The organism is Alteromonas sp. MB-3u-76 (assembly GCF_002831605.1).
Lineage (GTDB): Bacteria > Pseudomonadota > Gammaproteobacteria > Enterobacterales > Alteromonadaceae > Alteromonas > Alteromonas hispanica.
Genome location: NZ_CP025115.1, coordinates 1,070,431 through 1,086,769, shown reverse-complemented (window position 1 = coordinate 1,086,769; position 16,339 = coordinate 1,070,431). Strand labels below are relative to the sequence as shown.

Here is a 16,339-nt window from a genome sequence, read left to right as displayed (position 1 = left end):
TTTTCTCTTCAGAGTTAGAAATCAGCAAATCATAGATTAGGCGATTATCTAATATTCAGAATTGTCTGGTTGAGCGAGTTGTTAATCTCAAGCGCTCGAGAGTTTGCCTGGAAGTTCCTCTGAGCAATGATCATATCGATGAGCTCGGTGGTTAAGTTAACGTTTGCTTGCTCAAGAGAAGATGAATTAATTTCACCAAATGTTCCCGTGGTGGCTTCGCCCGCTAACGCTTCGCCCGACAAAATACTCTCTTTCCACTGAGTTCCACTCTCCTGCGTTAGACCTTGCTCATTGGAAAAGCGAACTAGTGCAACTCGCACAATAGGCTCTGATGTACCGTTTGAGAATGTCGCTCGAACCAAGCCATCGGGACCAATATCAATACCGGTTAGACGTCCAACCGGCAGGCCGTCCTGCTCAAGTGACGTTACTTCGAAAGCAGAAGCAAATTGAGTTGGCTCATTTGGCGTGGCGTTATTCACATCTAAATTAAAATCTATGCTTATCTGTTGACTCGGGTCAGAACCGTTAGCAAGGATTGTTGCCCCTAGTGCCTCAGTTTGCATTTTAAAGTCTAGGGTTGGAAGTCCGTCAGGCGTCTCCATTCCGTTGAAGTCACCACCTTGAGAAAACAACAGTTTTGAAGCAGTTACTGCATTACCTGTATTTCCGCCAACAGAGTTTACTGCGGTGGCAGGGTCGGTATCTGCCCCTGTTGAGTCGGTCATATCTACCAATTGATCATCAACAGCTGTTACCACATACCACTCGTTGTCTGCGGTAGGCGCACTATCTTTAATGAAGTAATACGTCATTACATGACTATCGCCTAATGAGTCATAGACAGTAACAGACGTTGCTGCGTTATACGTCAGTGGATCCTGTGGGTCAAAATCCTGAGGATCCAAACCAACATCTCCTGCAGGTAAATTCATTCGAATATCCACCTCTGAGGTTTGTTGAGGCGAACCAGATGAATCAGGGATCCGAACAGGCTCGGTGGTACTCAACGCAACTGAAGCGCTTGTTCCGTCGGCGTTTACTGGAAAACCAAGCAGGTTATCACCATTACTATTTACAACGAAGTTATCGTCATCTAGTTTGAATTGGCCCGCGCGAGTAAAAGAGAAGTCTCGAGATGTTATCTCCGGCACAGTGGCAAAAAAGCCATTCCCTGTTATAGCTAAATCAAGAGATGTATTGGTAAACTGTAAGCTACCCTGTGAAAACTGTTGCGCAACCTCCTGTGTGAGTACACCATCACCGACTTTGGTTTTACCGCCAGCAAGCAGTGATGCTGCATACACATCCCCAAACTCAGCTCTGGATTCTTTAAAACCTACAGTGTTCACGTTTGCAATGTTATTGGCTGTGACATCCAAATCTTTTTGCGCGGCTGAAACGCCGCTCAGTGCAATATTAAAAGACATTATTTGTTCTCCTACTAACTGCCGATTTGAATGACGTCGTCGAGATTAATACTGACATCACCATCCAAATTCAAAATTACGCCCTGCCCGCTACCGGCCAGACTTACGCTACCTACGTGACGGTTTACTGCTGTATTAAGCTGTACACCCTCACCGTTTACCTCGCCCGTGGCGCTAATAACATACTCACCAGCCTGCATAGGGTTGCCACGCTGATCTCTGCCGTCCCAGTCAAACTGAATATTACCGGCGGTCTGAGTACCAGCATCAATGGTTTTTATAACTTCACCAAATTGGTTTTGGATAGTGATAGTCATATTCTGGACCGTTTCTTCATTTACCACGACACCAGAAATCCCACTTGAATCATTCGCCATAAAGCCAACATTACCTTGTACAAGCACGTTCTGACCTATAAGGCTCGATGCTTGGAGTGCTTGGTTTGACGTCATAGAAGAGGCAAACGATTCAAATTTTTCGTTTAGCTGGGAGATACCGTCGGCCATCGTAAATGACGTCATCTGCGCTACCATTTGATCGTTATCAACCGGCTTAGTCGGGTCCTGATTAGCAAGCTGCTCTGTAAGCATTGCGAAAAAGTCTTCCTGATTAAGCTGCTGCTCGGTGCCATCCGCAATTTTCACCTTCTCCTCTTGCCAGTAGAGGTCGGTGTTTAGCCCGGTATTATTAATTGTGTTCACTGGTTTTTCCTCACGTTAACCAAACGGCACATTATTGTCCCTGCCCTAACTGTAAAACACGGCGGAATATGCGTTTCGTTGTATCAGCTACCTGAACATTCGTTTCGTATGCTTTCGAGGCTGACATCATGTTTGCCATCTCCTCGACAATGTTTACATTTGGTTTATAGATATACCCTTCAGCATCAGCCATCGGGTTGTTTGGCGAATACTCCACTTGTAGTGGTGCATCACTCTCTACAATGCCCTTAACCTCAACACCGACACCTTTTGATTGGTCGCTCATTGCATCTTGCAACGCAGAGGCAAAAACTGGATGACGAGCACGGTAGGTTTCTTCATAACTACTGCTCACTGAATTTGCGTTGGCAATATTACTTGCAATGGTGTTAAGACGGACGTTTTCCGCCTCCATTCCAGTGCTAGATATCTGCATAACATTAAATAAACCCATTGCTACTGCCCTCCAGGACCAATTGCTTTTTTCATGCCTTTAATTTTTCCGTTCAAAAACTGTAGGCTTGCTTGATAACGAAGCCCATTGTCTAAAAAACGGTTCCTCTCAGACTGAACTTCAACAGTGTTGCCATCGCCTGTGTCAGGCTGGGTTGGAATGCGATACTGCATGTCGAAATTTGCCGCTACTGACGAAGGATTGCCGCTTAAGTGGCGTTCATTGGTGCGCACCAGCCCACCACTATTCTTATGTTTGCCTTGAACACCTTCGTTCATGGCTGACTGCATTGCTTTGTTAAAGTCTATGTCTCTTGCTTTATAACCAGGGGTATTTGCATTGGCTAGGTTGCCAGATATGACCTCCATCCGCTCAGTACGTATTTTCAGTGCTGATTCATGGAATCCAACTAATTTGTCTAAATTGATCGCCATATGAAATGACCCCTGCTGTTCAAACACCTCTGCTAACTAAGTTGTGATCAATTGTCAGTTAGCGTTTTAGTGAAAGAATTAGCAAGCAGAATGCCATGTTGAATAATTGACGATGTTAAAGGTAGAACAAAAAGAAATAGGAAAGGATAAAAGTACTTAAATTTCAGCAACAAAGTACTTTTATTTTTTCTGGTAATAAAGACCTGGCTGACATTTCACCATAGAGTATATTTCGCTCGCCGAACTTATCGACTCGGAAGCGCCAAGGAAAAGGACACCTTGGGGCTGCAGTTGACCGGCAATTTGTTGCAGGATACGCTGTTTGACATCAGCAGAGAAATAAATCAAAACATTACGACAAAAAACAATATCAAAACGCCCCAATGCCGCATAGCTCGATAACAGATTAAAGCTTTTAAACGTTACCATGCGTCTAACTTCAGGCTTTATTTGCATTCTGCCCGTTTCGTGTTGCTGAAAAAATGCATGTCGCCGCTGGGGCGATAATCCGCGAGCTAAAGAAAGCTCATCGTAAACGCCAAGTTCACATTTTTTAAGCATCTCAGACGATAGGTCGGTGGCAACAATGTCAACACCACCACGCAAAATACCAGGTCGCTGTCGTTGAAACTCTAAAATCGACATAGCAATCGAATAGGGTTCTTGCCCTGATGAACAGGCCGCGCTCCAAATCTTTATATTTCTATTTGTTTTGGCGAGGCTGGGCAATAACTCTTTGACCAAAAGATCAAAGGGATAGTTGTCGCGAAACCATAAGGTCTCGTTAGTTGTCATAGCGTCAATAACGCTTTGAAGCAACGCACGGTCGTGCCCACGCACAACCACATTGATCAGCTCGTCGGCAGAGTTATATTTAAACTTGTAGAGTAATGAGGCAAGTCGGCTCCGCACCAGGTATTGCTTGTTCTCTCCAAGCACAATCCCGCATTGTTTCTCTAAAAACTGTCTAAATTTCAGGTAGCTTTCTGGCGAAACATCTTTGTTAATCAATCCGTTGGTGCTCCGTTATTCGCATTCAGTCATTAACCACTTTTGAACGGCAGTAGCCAACTCGTCAGGATGGAATTTAGCGATGAAGTCATCTGCTCCCACTTTTTGAACCATAGCTTGGTTAAATACACCACTTAGCGATGTATGAAGAACAACATGTAGCTTTTGCAGTTCTGGAGTGTTTTTAATCTCGGCAGTAAGCGTATATCCATCCATCTCCGGCATTTCAATATCCGAGACTAAAACCCCCACTCGCTTGGTAATATCGCCATACTCTTCGGCAATCTCTTTCAATCGCTTAAGTGCTTCAAGCCCGTTTTTAGCTAGCTCGATTTCGAGACCCAGTGACGTTAGCGCTTTTTTAACCTGGTTTCTGGCTACTGTAGAATCATCAGCTATGAAAATAATCTTATTTTCTTGCCCTTCAGTGGTTAACCCTTCGGCAACCTCAGAGCTTACCTCTGCGTTTAACGGAGAAATTTCATTGAGTATTTTTTCAACGTCGAGGATTTCAATAAGTTCGTTTTCGACTTCAGTTACCGCAGTAAGATAGCTTGCTCTTCCGCTGCCTTGCGGGGGCGGCATGATGGCATCCCAATTAGTATTAATAATGCGCTCAACGGCGCCTACTAAGAACCCTTGAACCGAACGATTGTATTCCGCGATAACAATAAACGCGTTAGATAAATCTTCAATTTTTCGACCTTTCGTTGCCATACTCAAATCGATTACCGAAATAGTCTGACCACGAATGTGCGCAATGCCGCGCACTAAAGGATTGAGTTTTGGCATAGAGGTTAACGGAGGACATTGAAGAACCTCTCGGACTTTAAATACGTTTATACCAAAACGCTGGCGACCGTTTAATCTAAATAGCAATAACTCTAAACGATTCTGCCCCACAAGCTGTGTGCGCTGGTTAACTGAATCTAAGATCCCCGACATAAGTCACCTCTAGGTAATTCTGGGCATGAACATTGCGTCATGAACATTACATCTTTGTATTTCTATACAAAATAGACAATATCATTTGGTTTTTGCAGATTAAACGACAAAAAAATGACAGTAGCGTTAACAACTCTCAAAAGCAACTGTCGGTAAAACCCGCGTTTACCTTTTAAGCATAGCCAATAACTCACGAACTGAACACGAAAAGTCACAATGAAAAAACAAAATAGTAAAAGTCATGTAAGAAAACTCGCTGTTTGTGCACTTTTAGTATCAAGTGCCGCAACGAGTGTAATGTCATTTTCCATTTTCGCGATGGAAAATTTGCATCGCGTTGTAGAAAACGGCGCTCGTGAATATCTAATCACGCAACTAACTGAAAATTCGCAGGATACTAACATCGATGTTGCCATAGTAAAAATAGACGATAGGATAAATATCCCTGAGTGCTCTACCGGATACCGCTATCACACTTCAGAAGACGCACTGAAGCAGTCCTACATATCGGTGCGCGTGAGTTGTGAAACCAATGATTGGTATTTGTTTACTAGCGGCCAAGTATCGAGAACAAAAGATATTGTTGTTACCAGCGGGGCAGTAAGTCCTGGTACAGTTTTATCGTCGTCGAATTTAACAATGGCGAGCGTGGATGTTCGTCAACTCCGTTACACGACGTTCACAGAAATTGACTCGCTGGTGGGCGCTCGAATGAAGAGGCGAGCAACAAATGGTCAAGCAATCCAAGCAAATATGCTTTGCTTTGTATGCAAAGGTGACCGGATCACCATTTCTGCCGAAGTAGGTAAAATGAAAGTGAGAACTGCGGGTATCGCACAGCAAGATGGCGTGGTTGGCGATAGTATTCAAGTACTTAACGCAAGCTCTAAAAAGACTGTTATAGCCAGAGTCGCCAGTACAGAGAAAGTCGTGATACAATTATAAAACTAGCATAGAAAAACTATCCTTTTTTCGCTATTTAAAGCTAAAGATAACGGGGCTTTCGCCGATACCCTATACAGAGGTGAGAAGGTAGTGAGGAACTATTATGGCTATTAACAATATAAACAATGGGTTACCGAAAAATCCCGTTGATAACGGAAAAGTGTCTCAGCAAAATCAGACACAACAAGCGCAGCAGCAAGCTGCGTCAAAAACTGCAACGGCAGCTCCAGCACCCCGTCAAGATTCCGTTTCATTAACGCAATCTGCTCAGCAGTTAAACCAAGTTCAGAAGAAAGGTACTGAAGCACCAGTGAATCAGGAAAAAGTGGACCGTTTGAAAAAAGCAATTCAAAGCGGTGACTACCAAATTAATCCTGAAGTACTGGCGAACAAGATAGCGAAAGCAGAAGCAGAGATTTTCGGTTCTAAGTGATTTTTGTTACTGATGACTTTTGCGAATACACTCAGTGCTCAGTAGTGAGGGTGCAAATGAGTATTCTTGAAGTATGTCGCAGCATTTACAGAGAAAGTCACAGTGCTATGCTATCTGTAACATCTTTTTCAACGTACCGTATTTAAAAGAGAGCTTTCAGTGAGCGAGCAAACAGTAAATTTAACATCGATACTTCAAAACCAAGTGGACAAGTTAACTGCGTTGTCGACACTATTAGAAAGAGAGCTACAGTTAATTAGCTCTCGCGAAGCTGAATCCCTCATGGCTTTGTTAGACGAAAAAGCTCAGTTGTTAGAAGACATCCAAAAGATAGATTCAGCGGCCGAAGCCTTAATTGACCAAGGGCAAACATATAGTGAGGAAGATGATGTGCTTACAGAAAAAGCAAAGGCTCTTCTCGATGACTGCAAGTACCGCACACAGGTAAATCAAAAAGCCGTTGAGCAGGGTCAACTTCGGCTAACCCACCTTCGTAATTTAATGATGGAATTGCGCGCAAAAGAATCACTCACCTATGATAAAAAGGGAAAACCTAAAGGCGGTACTTTGGGTTCAGGAGTAAGTGCATAGCTAGCAGGTGCATAGATAGTAGGTGCATAGCTACTAATTAAATAGCTAAGCGCGTAATGGTGCAATGTTGTCTTTAAAGTGATTTAGCAATCAGTAATAAGTGACGTTTTTAACTCTACGGGGTTTTGCTGTAGTCAAATAGATGTCGTAAACCCTTTTCATATCCAGCGTCAATTCTGTGACATAAGTGTCTTCTCCCACTGGATAGGTTTTTACCACTTTTGCTCCTCGAATAACGCCGTCTACAGAAGCTCGTAAAGACTCGCTATTCACTACTAAGCTTGAAAGCGACTGCGAACCTTCGATACGCTGGCCATAAACTTGCTCTGCAAGCTCTCGGTAAGCTTCTAGTTTTGACGCCTTCATTGCCATTAGTCGCTTTACATTTGCATTGCTACCTTGCTGAGACTCGATGGGCGCATAACCAACAGCGGTGAGCACAGGATACGTATTTGGCTCGACACTTTCCCACTCAATATGTTTATCAATAACACCGCAACCTGTAAGCCCCATAGTAACGCCAATAAATAGGATGATTGTTCTCACTATTGCACTCACTGTTGATGTATGGACTGTTAGTAACTTCATGACACATATTCCTGTCTTAGCTATTGCCTTTTGGTTGCCACTTCTCGTTTTGCTTTAGAACTCTGACAAGAGTGAAGTGCTTTAGCACCCTAGCTTGCGTTTTAACCTATGTGACAAAAAAGAAAAGCAAAATTTGTACCTAAACATCTTTACACTGGTAAACCCCTTCCAATATTTCCACCTAATTGCATTAAGACACTTCTCAGTAAAGATATGGCATTGTTCTAGCATAGCTCAGGTCATGTGCTCAGGTCATGTGCTCTGGTATCTCAGCGCAAAGTTTGAATTTCGCTTTACGTTTACTTTCTTTTAAAGCCAATTTCTAGCTAAACATGCTTCTGAGTTAGCACCTAAGTAATATCAAGAGGTCGACATGTTAAGTAACAAATCGAAAGTTTATGTCATGCTGCTTAATGCGGTCGTGGCATGCGTTTGCCTAGTGGCCTTTTTACATGGGCAGGCGCATGCCATGTGGTATGAAGCCAAAGGTCAGGCAATTATCTTAAATGGCGATAAAGAAGCGGCGAAGCGAGAAGCTATTGAAGAAGCGCTCAAGCAAGCCATGCTTTTCTCCGGAGCATCAGTGAATAGTGTTCAACAGCTCACAAATGGGCTTCTAGAAAACGAAGAACTGACAATTCGCAGTAATGGCGAAGTAGAACAAATTGAAATTATCGATGAAAGATACAATGGCGAGATTTTTACTGTCAGTATTAGAGCAGATATATTTCCAGCAACCAGAACATGTAATGCAGGTAATGATAAAAAACTTTTCGCCACTACATACTTTTTAACCCCAAATAGGCAGCAACTAACAGAAGGTAATATTAGACATTTTGATGAGGCTGTAACGAATAAGTTTGCCAAACTTATGTCTGAAACCACTGATAACCTCAGGCTTGCCTATATTGCTCCTCATACTGCGAAATTTAAAAGCGAGTACACTGAACAAAATGTTCGCTCGCTAGCACAATATGGTAATTCACAGTTCGCTATCATCGGCACTATCGATGACTTGAGTATTGATAGACAACCCGCCTCAGTATTCACCCCATGGAGCGACGACAAAGTAGATAGATACTTTGCTATTACATTAGAAGTCTTTGATGGCATCAACGGCGGAAGATTATTTACCAAATCGTATAATACACATGCAGAGTGGACCTTCGACCGATTTGAGCAAATTGACGAGCATTCAAATTATTTTTGGCAATCTATTTACGGCAGAAAAACTCAAGATTTATTACTTGACGCTATTCAAGATATTAAAGAATCGATTGCGTGTCAGCCAACGACCGGACGGGTAATTAATGTAGCAGGAGACATCATTTCTATTTCTCTTGGAAGGGATAATGGTATAGAAGAAAATGATGAGCTAATGCTATATCAGGCAAAAGAGATAATGGACAACAAGGGTAAAAAATTCCTCCAATACTCGCTCTACCCCGGTACATTTGTTGTCGAAAATACGTTTGCTAATTCTTCTACCATTATTCACAAACAGTCTGGACTTGTAGCCAACATTCAAGAAAATGACTTTGTTGTGAAAAAATGAAGATAAAAAGTAAGTAAACCAAAGGGTTCCGTATTCATCTTATCTAAGTATAATATCGCGCTGTGTCCCTATAGTTTAACAGGATAAAACTGCGGCCTCCTAAGCCGCTGATCGAGGTTCGAGTCCTCGTGGGGACGCCACCACCGAAGAGTATCGAGCCAGAGCACTCATTTTTTCAGCGTGGATGCATTTCATTGTAAAGAATCTCATCCATTGTCTCTTAGGTAAAACTTGTCTGGCCCCCATTATTTTTTGTTATTTGCATAAAGTGGGTAATACTTTAATAAAAAGTAGCTTTGTGAACCGAAAGAATAATATGAATAACTTAAGTGAGTGCTGTTCATCTGAAAGTAATGAATCAGAAACAGAGGGTGGCACAAAAGACGTCTGGGACGTGATAGAAATGCTCAATGAACCGGGCGCTATTTTTTAGCTTCCTATTTAAATGTTATTGGCTAATCCCTACATTGTGTTTTAGTGTATAAAACTATCCTTAGTAAGCATTATGAGTCTTTTTATTTGCTCTGTGCAGATTCAAGGTATTCACAAGGGGAATGTTAATGAGCCATTTCGAACGCGAAGAGCTAGATTCTTTTTTTGCTGAAATGCAAGATGTAAAACCCATTACCTCTAACGACAAAGCGTTACTGCATGACCCCAACGCAGCGCTGGCTGAAAAACAAAAGCGAGCCTCTCAGCAAATACAGGTTCGCGATACGCTCAAAAATCCATTAAGTATGGAAGGTGTAAAGCCAGTACCTCCCGATGAATTTATTCAGTTTCAGCAACCGGGAATTCAAGACGGCGTATTTAAAAAGTTAAGGCTAGGTAAATACCCTCTCGAGCTGGCTGTCAGTTTAGCGGGTAAAACACTGCAAGAAAGCCGAGAGCTTCTTTACAAGCAAATTTGTGCAGGTCATGAACGAGGTATACGAGCACTCATTGTGAAGCATGGAACAGGTGAAAACAGTAAGCCTTTCCCGGGTTTAAAGAAAAGCTATGTAAACCATTGGTTGCGTGAACTTGAGGAGGTTATTGCGTTTCACACTGCACAGCCTATGCACGGAGGTTTTGGCGCTACCTATGTTCTGCTAAAAAAGCATCCGCAACAAAAGCTAATAAATAGAGAAAAAAACAGAAAAGGCTGAGATGTTTACTGGATAGATTTGCTATGAAAGTCGACTAAAACAGAACCTAGATACGATCTTTGAAGTAAATAAGTAGGTTTGCCCAGAATGATTAAAGCCCGCCGTGAGTGACCTCATTGCGGGCTTTATTGATTTTTCAGACTACTTAACTGAAGATTGCACACTTAGCGTTGTTGGAGCTTCAGCAGATTTCGCAGAAGTACTAAATACAGCAGTGATAAACATCAACACCACAGCTACTGCGACTCCAGTCAAGCCAAACCCTTTTGAGGAACGATTCATTGTTCGTCTCTTATTATTTAAACTAGCATTGTTACCAATTGCTAGTGCAACCCAATTCAACTCCTGTAACCTAATAGCGTTCCGTGCTGCACTACAATAGATCAGTGACAAACCTATGACAAGGGTTAAAAACAACTTTTTGACACCTAAGCCAATGGTTTGACACTAATTCCCCCTAAATGATTACCCCACAAACTTACGGGCGTTTCTGAATATACGCATCCACGCTCCGTCTTCCTGCCAATCATCAGGGCACCATGAATTCGCTACCGCTCTGAATACACGCTCAGGATGCGGCATCATAATAGTGCTTCGCCCGTCTGCTGATGCTAACCCCGTGATCCCTTGTGGCGATCCATTCGGGTTAGCTGGATACTGCATGGTCTGGTTACCATAATTGTCCACGTATCGAAGCGCAACATGTTCGCCAGCGGCTTTCAGCATATCCTCAGACGCAAACTCAGCCTGTCCTTCACCGTGCGAAACCGCAATTGGCATACGAGAGCCGGCCATTGAGTCGAGTAGTACAGAATTAGACTTAGTCACCTCCACCATAGCGACACGAGCTTCAAAACGAGCCGACTGATTCGCAACAAAGTGTGGCCAATGTTCAGTACCAGGAATAAGTGACTTCAAATTCGACAACATCTGACAGCCGTTACATACACCCAAGCTAAACGTGTTATCTCGAGTAAAGAAACTCTCGAATTGATCTCTTGCCATGCTGTTAAACAAAATTGATTTTGCCCAGCCTTCACCGGCACCTAACACGTCACCATATGAAAAACCGCCGCATGCTGCTAAACCAGCGAAATCTTCAAGAGAGCGTCGTCCGGACAAAATATCGCTCATATGAACATCAATCGCATCAAAACCTGCTCGAGTGAAAGCAGCAGCCATTTCAAGATGAGAATTCACGCCCTGTTCTCTTAATATCGCAACTTTCGGTTTAATGCCCTTAGCAATATATGGAGCAGCAATATCCTCGTTTACATCGTAAGACAAAACAGCATGTAGCCCCGGATCTTTTGCATCCTGCTTGGCGATATGTTCTTGTTCAGCACATTGCGGATTATCACGCAGTTTTTGCATTTCAAAGGTGGTTGAAGCCCATGTTGTTCGCATTGCGACTCTACTATCAGCGAATACTGCCAACCCATTGCGATTAAACTCAATCATGTCGGTGGTATTAACAGTGCCAATTTCGTGCGTAATAGCAGCAATGTCGTTTTCAGCTAATACAACACTCACCTTTTCAATGTCGCGGTCTAGCACCTGAATAACAGCACCAAGCTCTTCGTTAAACAAGACAGAGATATCACTACCAGACAATTTATCGAGAGCTATTGTTACTCCAGTTTTGCCTGCAAAAGCCATCTCAGCCACAGTTGTAAACAGACCACCGTCTGAACGGTCGTGATAAGCCTGGACCAGGTCTTGGCCAATTAATTTCTGCATGGCGTCAAAAAAGCTTTTTAGCCTAGGAGCAGAAACAACATCTGCTGGGCTATCACCCAACTGATTGTAAACCTGCGCTAAACAACTTGCACCTAAGCGGTTATTGCCTTCCCCAAGGTCGATAAGTAAAAGCTTGCTTTCGCCCTTGTCTGTTCTAAGCTGGGGTGTTAGCGTTTTGCGAATATCTTTCACCGCGCCAAAAGCAGTAATTACCAAAGATAATGGCGACGTTACTGCCTTTTCTTCTCCATCGTCTTGCCATGCCGTTTTCATCGACATGGAGTCTTTACCTACTGGAATAGTGAGTCCTAACGCAGGACAAAGTTCTTCACCCACCGCTTTAACAGCCTCATAAAGGCCAGCGTCTTCACCAGGATGCCCTGCCGCTGTCATCCAGTTTGCTGATAACTTAATACGCTTGATATCGCCAATGTAAGACGCGGCAATATTGGTTAGCGCTTCGCCAACGGCCAAACGCGCAGAAGCGCCATGAGACAACAAGGCAACAGGAGTTCTTTCACCCATAGCCATTGACTCGCCGTGGTACGTATCGAAAGCACTCGCCGTTACCGCTACATCGGCTACAGGTACTTGCCAAGGGCCAACCATTTGGTCGCGATGAACTAACCCTGTTACTGAGCGATCGCCAATCGTGATAAGAAAGGTTTTTTCCGCCACAGTAGGAAGTGACAACACACGTGATACTGCTTCACTTATACTGATGTCGCTGTCATCGAATGCAGGAGAATGTGATGTGGCCGAAGTAACATCTCTATGCATTTTCGGCGGCTTACCTAGCAATACATCTAAAGGCATATCGATAGGTTTGTTATCAAATTGACTGTCGTTAAGGTTTAAGTGCTCCTCAACTGTAGCTTCACCCACAATTGCGAAAGGCGCTCGCTCGCGATGACAAATTGCCTCGAAGACAGGCATGTTTTCCGGCGCCACAGACATTACATATCGCTCTTGAGACTCGTTACACCATAATTCTAGTGGTGTCATCCCTGGCTCATCAGACAGCACTTTTCTAAGTTCAAAGTTACCGCCACGCCCCCCATCGCTTACAAGTTCAGGTAAGGCATTTGATAAACCACCTGCACCGACATCATGAATAAACTGAATCGGATTATTTTCACCTAGCTGCCAACACGCATCGATAACTTCTTGACAGCGGCGTTCCATTTCAGGGTTTTCGCGCTGAACTGAAGCAAAGTCTAAATCTTCGTTAGATTGACCCGATGCCATAGATGACGCTGCTCCGCCACCTAAACCAATGTTCATTGCTGGACCGCCTAGAACAATAAGCTTGGCGCCTACAGTAATTTCACCTTTCTCAATTTGATCGCGGCGGATGTTTCCTAAACCGCCGGCTAGCATGATTGGCTTGTGATAACCACGCACTTCTACGCCATTAAAGCTATTCACTTCCTGTTCGTAGGTACGGAAGTAACCCAAAAGGTTTGGACGGCCAAATTCGTTGTTGAACGCAGCGCCACCTAACGGACCTTCCGTCATAATATCGAGTGCACTAACAATGCGCTGAGGTTTACCATATTCGGTTTCCCATGGCTGCTCTAACCCAGGAATACGAAGGTTTGAAACAGTGAAACCCACTAAGCCTGCTTTGGGTTTAGAGCCGCGACCTGTGGCGCCCTCGTCGCGAATTTCTCCACCTGAACCTGTTGCGGCGCCGGGGAAGGGAGAAATGGCTGTAGGGTGGTTATGAGTTTCCACTTTCATAAGAATATCGATATTCTCATGATGGTATTCATATTGATGAGATTGGGGGTTGGGGAAAAATCGGCCAGCCTGCCACCCTTCCATTACTGCAGCATTGTCCTTGTAAGCAGAAAACACATTGTCTGGCAGTATCTCATAGGTGTTTTTGATCATTTTGAAAAGAGACTTTTCCTGATCTTCTCCATCAATCGTCCAGCTAGCGTTAAATATCTTATGACGGCAATGTTCAGAGTTTGCTTGAGCAAACATATAAAGTTCTACGTCGGTTGGGTTTCTTCCCAATGTGGTAAAGCTGTCAAACAGGTAATCAATCTCATCATCAGCAAGGGCTAATCCTAAAGACACATTAGCTGCTATCAACGCACCTTTTCCATGTTCTAGTATTTCAACCGAAGTGAAACTTTTTGCCATTGCTTGAGCAAACAATACGTTGGCGTCATCGGTATGTGTAAATACAGACTCTGTCATGCGATCGTGCAAGAAACTGGCAATCAAAGCAAAGTCCGCTTCACTCAACGCTTCTTCAGTATCTACGTAATATGCACAACCACGTTCAATGCGGTTAATATTTTCAAGGCTGCAATTGTGAGCAATGTCGGTGGCTTTTGAAGACCAAGGAGAGATAGTGCCGGGGCGAGGAGTGATAAAGAAAAGTGTTCCAGAAGCTGACTGCGTCTGCCTTGCGGGCCCATAAGTGAGCAATTTCTCAAGTATTTCTATTTGCTGTTTGGACAAATCACCTTGAGAATCTACTAGGTGAACATATTCACTGTAAAGGTTTTTAACCTTAACGCCGGATTGACCCAGCTTTGCAATCAGTTTAGTTTGGTTAAACTCTGATAGTGCGGGAGCGCCTCGAAGGACCAACATAGTGCTTTACCTGGTTGTTTGGAAACAACGACCACCAATGCGACGCGTTGCCTCTTAGATTGATGAGTAATTCGGCGCGGATTATAGAGCAATTATGGTCACTTGGTAACCTCAATACGCCCATACATGAATTTTTTTTGAAAATTTTTTAACTAACAATAAGAAAAGCGCTATGCAGGCACAATGCTATAAAAAGCACATTCGTACGTATGCCCTAATCCTACTTTCTATCATATCTATTAGCTGTAGTGCCCCCTCTGTGCCCACTGCACTGTCACAACTACTCGATAGGAACTCTATCAAAGTAGGCACTGTTTATGGTGCTGGCACATTCTACAATGGCGCAGGTGGGCCACAGGGGTTCGAATATGAACTGCTGGCAGGGTTTGCAGACTTTCTTGGCGTAACGCTAGATTTATATCCGTTTTACAGTTACGAGGTCATGCTTGAGCAGCTTGAAGAAGGTAACCTCGACATTGTTGCAACAGGAGATGCAGTGACATCAGATTTGCAGCAACGTTTCGCCTACGGACCAGCATATCAGTATGTTGAGCAGCAGCTTGTTTTCAAGGCGGGAACAGACAGACCAAGAGATATTCAAACCCTCTCATCTCCCATTGTCGCTGTATCTGGAAGTAGTCAGGTTCACATACTCAATCAATTACTGGCTGATCAGCAAAAACCAGATTCACAAACAGCTATAGTCACTACCGAAGATTCTGATTCTGAAGAATTGCTTCAACAAGTGGCGCTAGGTGACATCGATTACACTATTGCCGATAGTAACCGTCTTGCACTTCAGCGCAGGCGTTACCCTAGTCTGGCTGTTGCAAAAACACTTCAAAGCGAGATGCCAATGGCGTGGGCAATTCCCCTTAATCAGGACGACTCTGTGAAAGCCGCCATTATCGAATATTTTGGAACTGTACATCAATCCGGTTGGTTTACTGTTTTAGAAGATAAGTATTTCGGCCATATTCGACAGTTCGACTACGTCGACAGTCGAGCATTTAAGAACGCAGCAGAGTCTACGCTCAAGCAATATCTGCCCTTATTCAAAAAATATTCTGGCGACTTAGATTGGCGTCTTCTCGCCGCGATGAGCTATCAAGAAAGTCACTGGGAACCCAACGCGGTTTCTCGTACTGGTGTGAGAGGCTTAATGATGCTCACACTAGATACTGCAAGCGATTGGGATGTTAGCGACAGAGTTGACCCTGAGCAGAGCATTCGCGGAGGCTCTCGCTATTTTGCTAGTCTATTAAGTCGAATTCCTGCGCGAATTGGCAGCCCAGATAGAACTTGGATGGCAATGGCCGCCTACAACATAGGAATGGGTCATTTAGAAGATGCGAGGGTGCTTACCGAACGTCAAGGTGGCAACCCAGATTTGTGGGTAGATGTAAAGAGGAGGTTGCCTCAACTACGACAGAAGAAGTATTACCGTACCACTCGCTATGGCTATGCTCGTGGCGATGAAGCACTCCAGTATGTTGAAAATATTCGTCGTTACTACGACAGCTTAGTGTGGCTCGATGAACAAGATAAAATATAAGTCTATTGGCTATTGAAATATGTCATTTAAATGTCATCTCTGTACCGTAGGTTAACTGCGAAATTAGAATGACATATCCGTCATTTAACTTCCCAGCATTATTAATTAAGGAAGTTTATATGAAGAAAAATAGATTTATGAAAAAAGGAGTTAGATTGAAAAACACTAACAGACGCAGACTGCTTATAAAACGCAG

At 43.5% G+C, this 16,339-nt stretch carries 15 protein-coding genes and 1 tRNA gene; 7 read left to right on the top strand and 9 right to left on the bottom strand.

Annotated elements, in window-relative coordinates:
* Positions 1–44: 44 nt before the first annotated feature.
* The 6 genes from flgE to CW735_RS04875 all read right to left on the bottom strand — a co-directional run bounded on the left by flgE (position 45) and on the right by CW735_RS04875 (position 4,975).
* A complete protein-coding gene (gene flgE, locus CW735_RS04900; RefSeq protein ID WP_100971151.1) occupies positions 45–1,430 on the bottom strand; it encodes a flagellar hook protein FlgE in 1,386 nt (461 codons plus the stop codon).
* Between the two features lie 14 nt (positions 1,431–1,444).
* Positions 1,445–2,131: a flagellar hook assembly protein FlgD gene (locus CW735_RS04895; protein WP_071979700.1), complete on the bottom strand. Its 687-nt coding sequence runs from the start codon at positions 2,129–2,131 to the stop codon at positions 1,445–1,447.
* 31 nt (positions 2,132–2,162) lie between these two features.
* The gene (flgC, locus tag CW735_RS04890) at positions 2,163–2,585 is read right to left on the bottom strand and encodes a flagellar basal body rod protein FlgC (protein WP_100971149.1); all 423 of its coding nucleotides are present in this window, start codon (positions 2,583–2,585) and stop codon (positions 2,163–2,165) included.
* A 2-nt stretch (positions 2,586–2,587) separates the two neighbouring features.
* Positions 2,588–3,019: a flagellar basal body rod protein FlgB gene (flgB, locus tag CW735_RS04885; RefSeq protein ID WP_071979702.1), complete on the bottom strand. Its 432-nt coding sequence runs from the start codon at positions 3,017–3,019 to the stop codon at positions 2,588–2,590.
* A 180-nt stretch (positions 3,020–3,199) separates the two neighbouring features.
* Entirely contained in the window at positions 3,200–4,030 is an 831-nt protein-coding gene (locus CW735_RS04880) for a CheR family methyltransferase (protein ID WP_100971147.1), read from the bottom strand.
* Between the two features lie 15 nt (positions 4,031–4,045).
* Positions 4,046–4,975, bottom strand: a complete 930-nt coding sequence (locus CW735_RS04875) for a chemotaxis protein CheV (RefSeq protein WP_071979704.1) — start codon at positions 4,973–4,975, stop codon at positions 4,046–4,048.
* A gap of 216 nt (positions 4,976–5,191) precedes the next feature.
* Between CW735_RS04875 and flgA the strand changes: the two genes are divergently transcribed.
* The 3 genes from flgA (at position 5,192) to flgN (ending at position 6,944) form a co-directional block, all read left to right on the top strand.
* Entirely contained in the window at positions 5,192–5,920 is a 729-nt protein-coding gene (gene flgA, locus CW735_RS04870) for a flagellar basal body P-ring formation chaperone FlgA (protein WP_071979705.1), read from the top strand.
* Positions 5,921–6,023: 103 nt separating this feature from the next.
* Positions 6,024–6,353: a flagellar biosynthesis anti-sigma factor FlgM gene (gene flgM / locus CW735_RS04865; RefSeq protein WP_071979706.1), complete on the top strand. Its 330-nt coding sequence runs from the start codon at positions 6,024–6,026 to the stop codon at positions 6,351–6,353.
* A 159-nt stretch (positions 6,354–6,512) separates the two neighbouring features.
* On the top strand, positions 6,513–6,944 hold the full coding sequence (gene flgN / locus CW735_RS04860) for a flagellar export chaperone FlgN (RefSeq protein ID WP_071979707.1): 432 nt from the start codon (positions 6,513–6,515) through the stop codon (positions 6,942–6,944).
* A gap of 90 nt (positions 6,945–7,034) precedes the next feature.
* Here flgN and CW735_RS04855 read toward each other — a convergent pair whose 3' ends face one another.
* On the bottom strand, positions 7,035–7,532 hold the full coding sequence (locus CW735_RS04855) for an LPP20 family lipoprotein (RefSeq protein ID WP_071979708.1): 498 nt from the start codon (positions 7,530–7,532) through the stop codon (positions 7,035–7,037).
* A 373-nt stretch (positions 7,533–7,905) separates the two neighbouring features.
* Here CW735_RS04855 and CW735_RS04850 point away from each other — a divergent pair, with 373 nt between their 5' ends.
* The 3 genes from CW735_RS04850 (at position 7,906) to smrA (ending at position 10,235) form a co-directional block, all read left to right on the top strand.
* Positions 7,906–9,087 carry a flagellar assembly protein T N-terminal domain-containing protein gene (locus tag CW735_RS04850; RefSeq protein ID WP_071979709.1) on the top strand — a complete coding sequence of 394 codons (1,182 nt, stop codon included), beginning with the start codon at positions 7,906–7,908 and terminating at the stop codon, positions 9,085–9,087.
* A gap of 64 nt (positions 9,088–9,151) precedes the next feature.
* Positions 9,152–9,227, top strand: a tRNA-Arg gene (locus tag CW735_RS04845).
* 420 nt (positions 9,228–9,647) lie between these two features.
* On the top strand, positions 9,648–10,235 hold the full coding sequence (gene smrA, locus CW735_RS04840) for a DNA endonuclease SmrA (RefSeq protein ID WP_100971145.1): 588 nt from the start codon (positions 9,648–9,650) through the stop codon (positions 10,233–10,235).
* Between the two features lie 141 nt (positions 10,236–10,376).
* Here smrA and CW735_RS19715 read toward each other — a convergent pair whose 3' ends face one another.
* Together CW735_RS19715 and purL are read right to left on the bottom strand one after the other, a co-directional pair.
* Positions 10,377–10,517, bottom strand: a complete 141-nt coding sequence (locus CW735_RS19715) for a hypothetical protein (protein ID WP_198033550.1) — start codon at positions 10,515–10,517, stop codon at positions 10,377–10,379.
* A gap of 183 nt (positions 10,518–10,700) precedes the next feature.
* The gene (gene purL, locus CW735_RS04835; protein ID WP_100971143.1) at positions 10,701–14,588 is read right to left on the bottom strand and encodes a phosphoribosylformylglycinamidine synthase; all 3,888 of its coding nucleotides are present in this window, start codon (positions 14,586–14,588) and stop codon (positions 10,701–10,703) included.
* A 172-nt stretch (positions 14,589–14,760) separates the two neighbouring features.
* Between purL and mltF the strand changes: the two genes are divergently transcribed.
* Complete coding sequence (gene mltF, locus CW735_RS04830) at positions 14,761–16,143, top strand: membrane-bound lytic murein transglycosylase MltF (protein WP_100971141.1); 1,383 nt, start codon at positions 14,761–14,763, stop codon at positions 16,141–16,143.
* Positions 16,144–16,339: the final 196 nt, after the last annotated feature.

Excerpts from the sequence above, each read along its gene's own strand:
- flgC (WP_100971149.1), bottom strand. The coding sequence starts at position 2,585 with ATGGGTTTATTTAATGTTATGCAGATATCTAGCACTGGAATGGAGGCG.
- mltF (WP_100971141.1), top strand. The coding sequence starts at position 14,761 with ATGCAGGCACAATGCTATAAAAAGCACATTCGTACGTATGCCCTAATC.
- flgA (WP_071979705.1), top strand. The coding sequence starts at position 5,192 with ATGAAAAAACAAAATAGTAAAAGTCATGTAAGAAAACTCGCTGTTTGT.
- smrA (WP_100971145.1), top strand. The coding sequence starts at position 9,648 with ATGAGCCATTTCGAACGCGAAGAGCTAGATTCTTTTTTTGCTGAAATG.
- purL (WP_100971143.1), bottom strand. The coding sequence starts at position 14,588 with ATGTTGGTCCTTCGAGGCGCTCCCGCACTATCAGAGTTTAACCAAACT.
- CW735_RS04855 (WP_071979708.1), bottom strand. The coding sequence starts at position 7,532 with ATGAAGTTACTAACAGTCCATACATCAACAGTGAGTGCAATAGTGAGA.
- CW735_RS19715 (WP_198033550.1), bottom strand. The coding sequence starts at position 10,517 with ATGAATCGTTCCTCAAAAGGGTTTGGCTTGACTGGAGTCGCAGTAGCT.
- flgE (WP_100971151.1), bottom strand. The coding sequence starts at position 1,430 with ATGTCTTTTAATATTGCACTGAGCGGCGTTTCAGCCGCGCAAAAAGAT.
- CW735_RS04850 (WP_071979709.1), top strand. The coding sequence starts at position 7,906 with ATGTTAAGTAACAAATCGAAAGTTTATGTCATGCTGCTTAATGCGGTC.
- CW735_RS04875 (WP_071979704.1), bottom strand. The coding sequence starts at position 4,975 with ATGTCGGGGATCTTAGATTCAGTTAACCAGCGCACACAGCTTGTGGGG.
- flgM (WP_071979706.1), top strand. The coding sequence starts at position 6,024 with ATGGCTATTAACAATATAAACAATGGGTTACCGAAAAATCCCGTTGAT.
- flgB (WP_071979702.1), bottom strand. The coding sequence starts at position 3,019 with ATGGCGATCAATTTAGACAAATTAGTTGGATTCCATGAATCAGCACTG.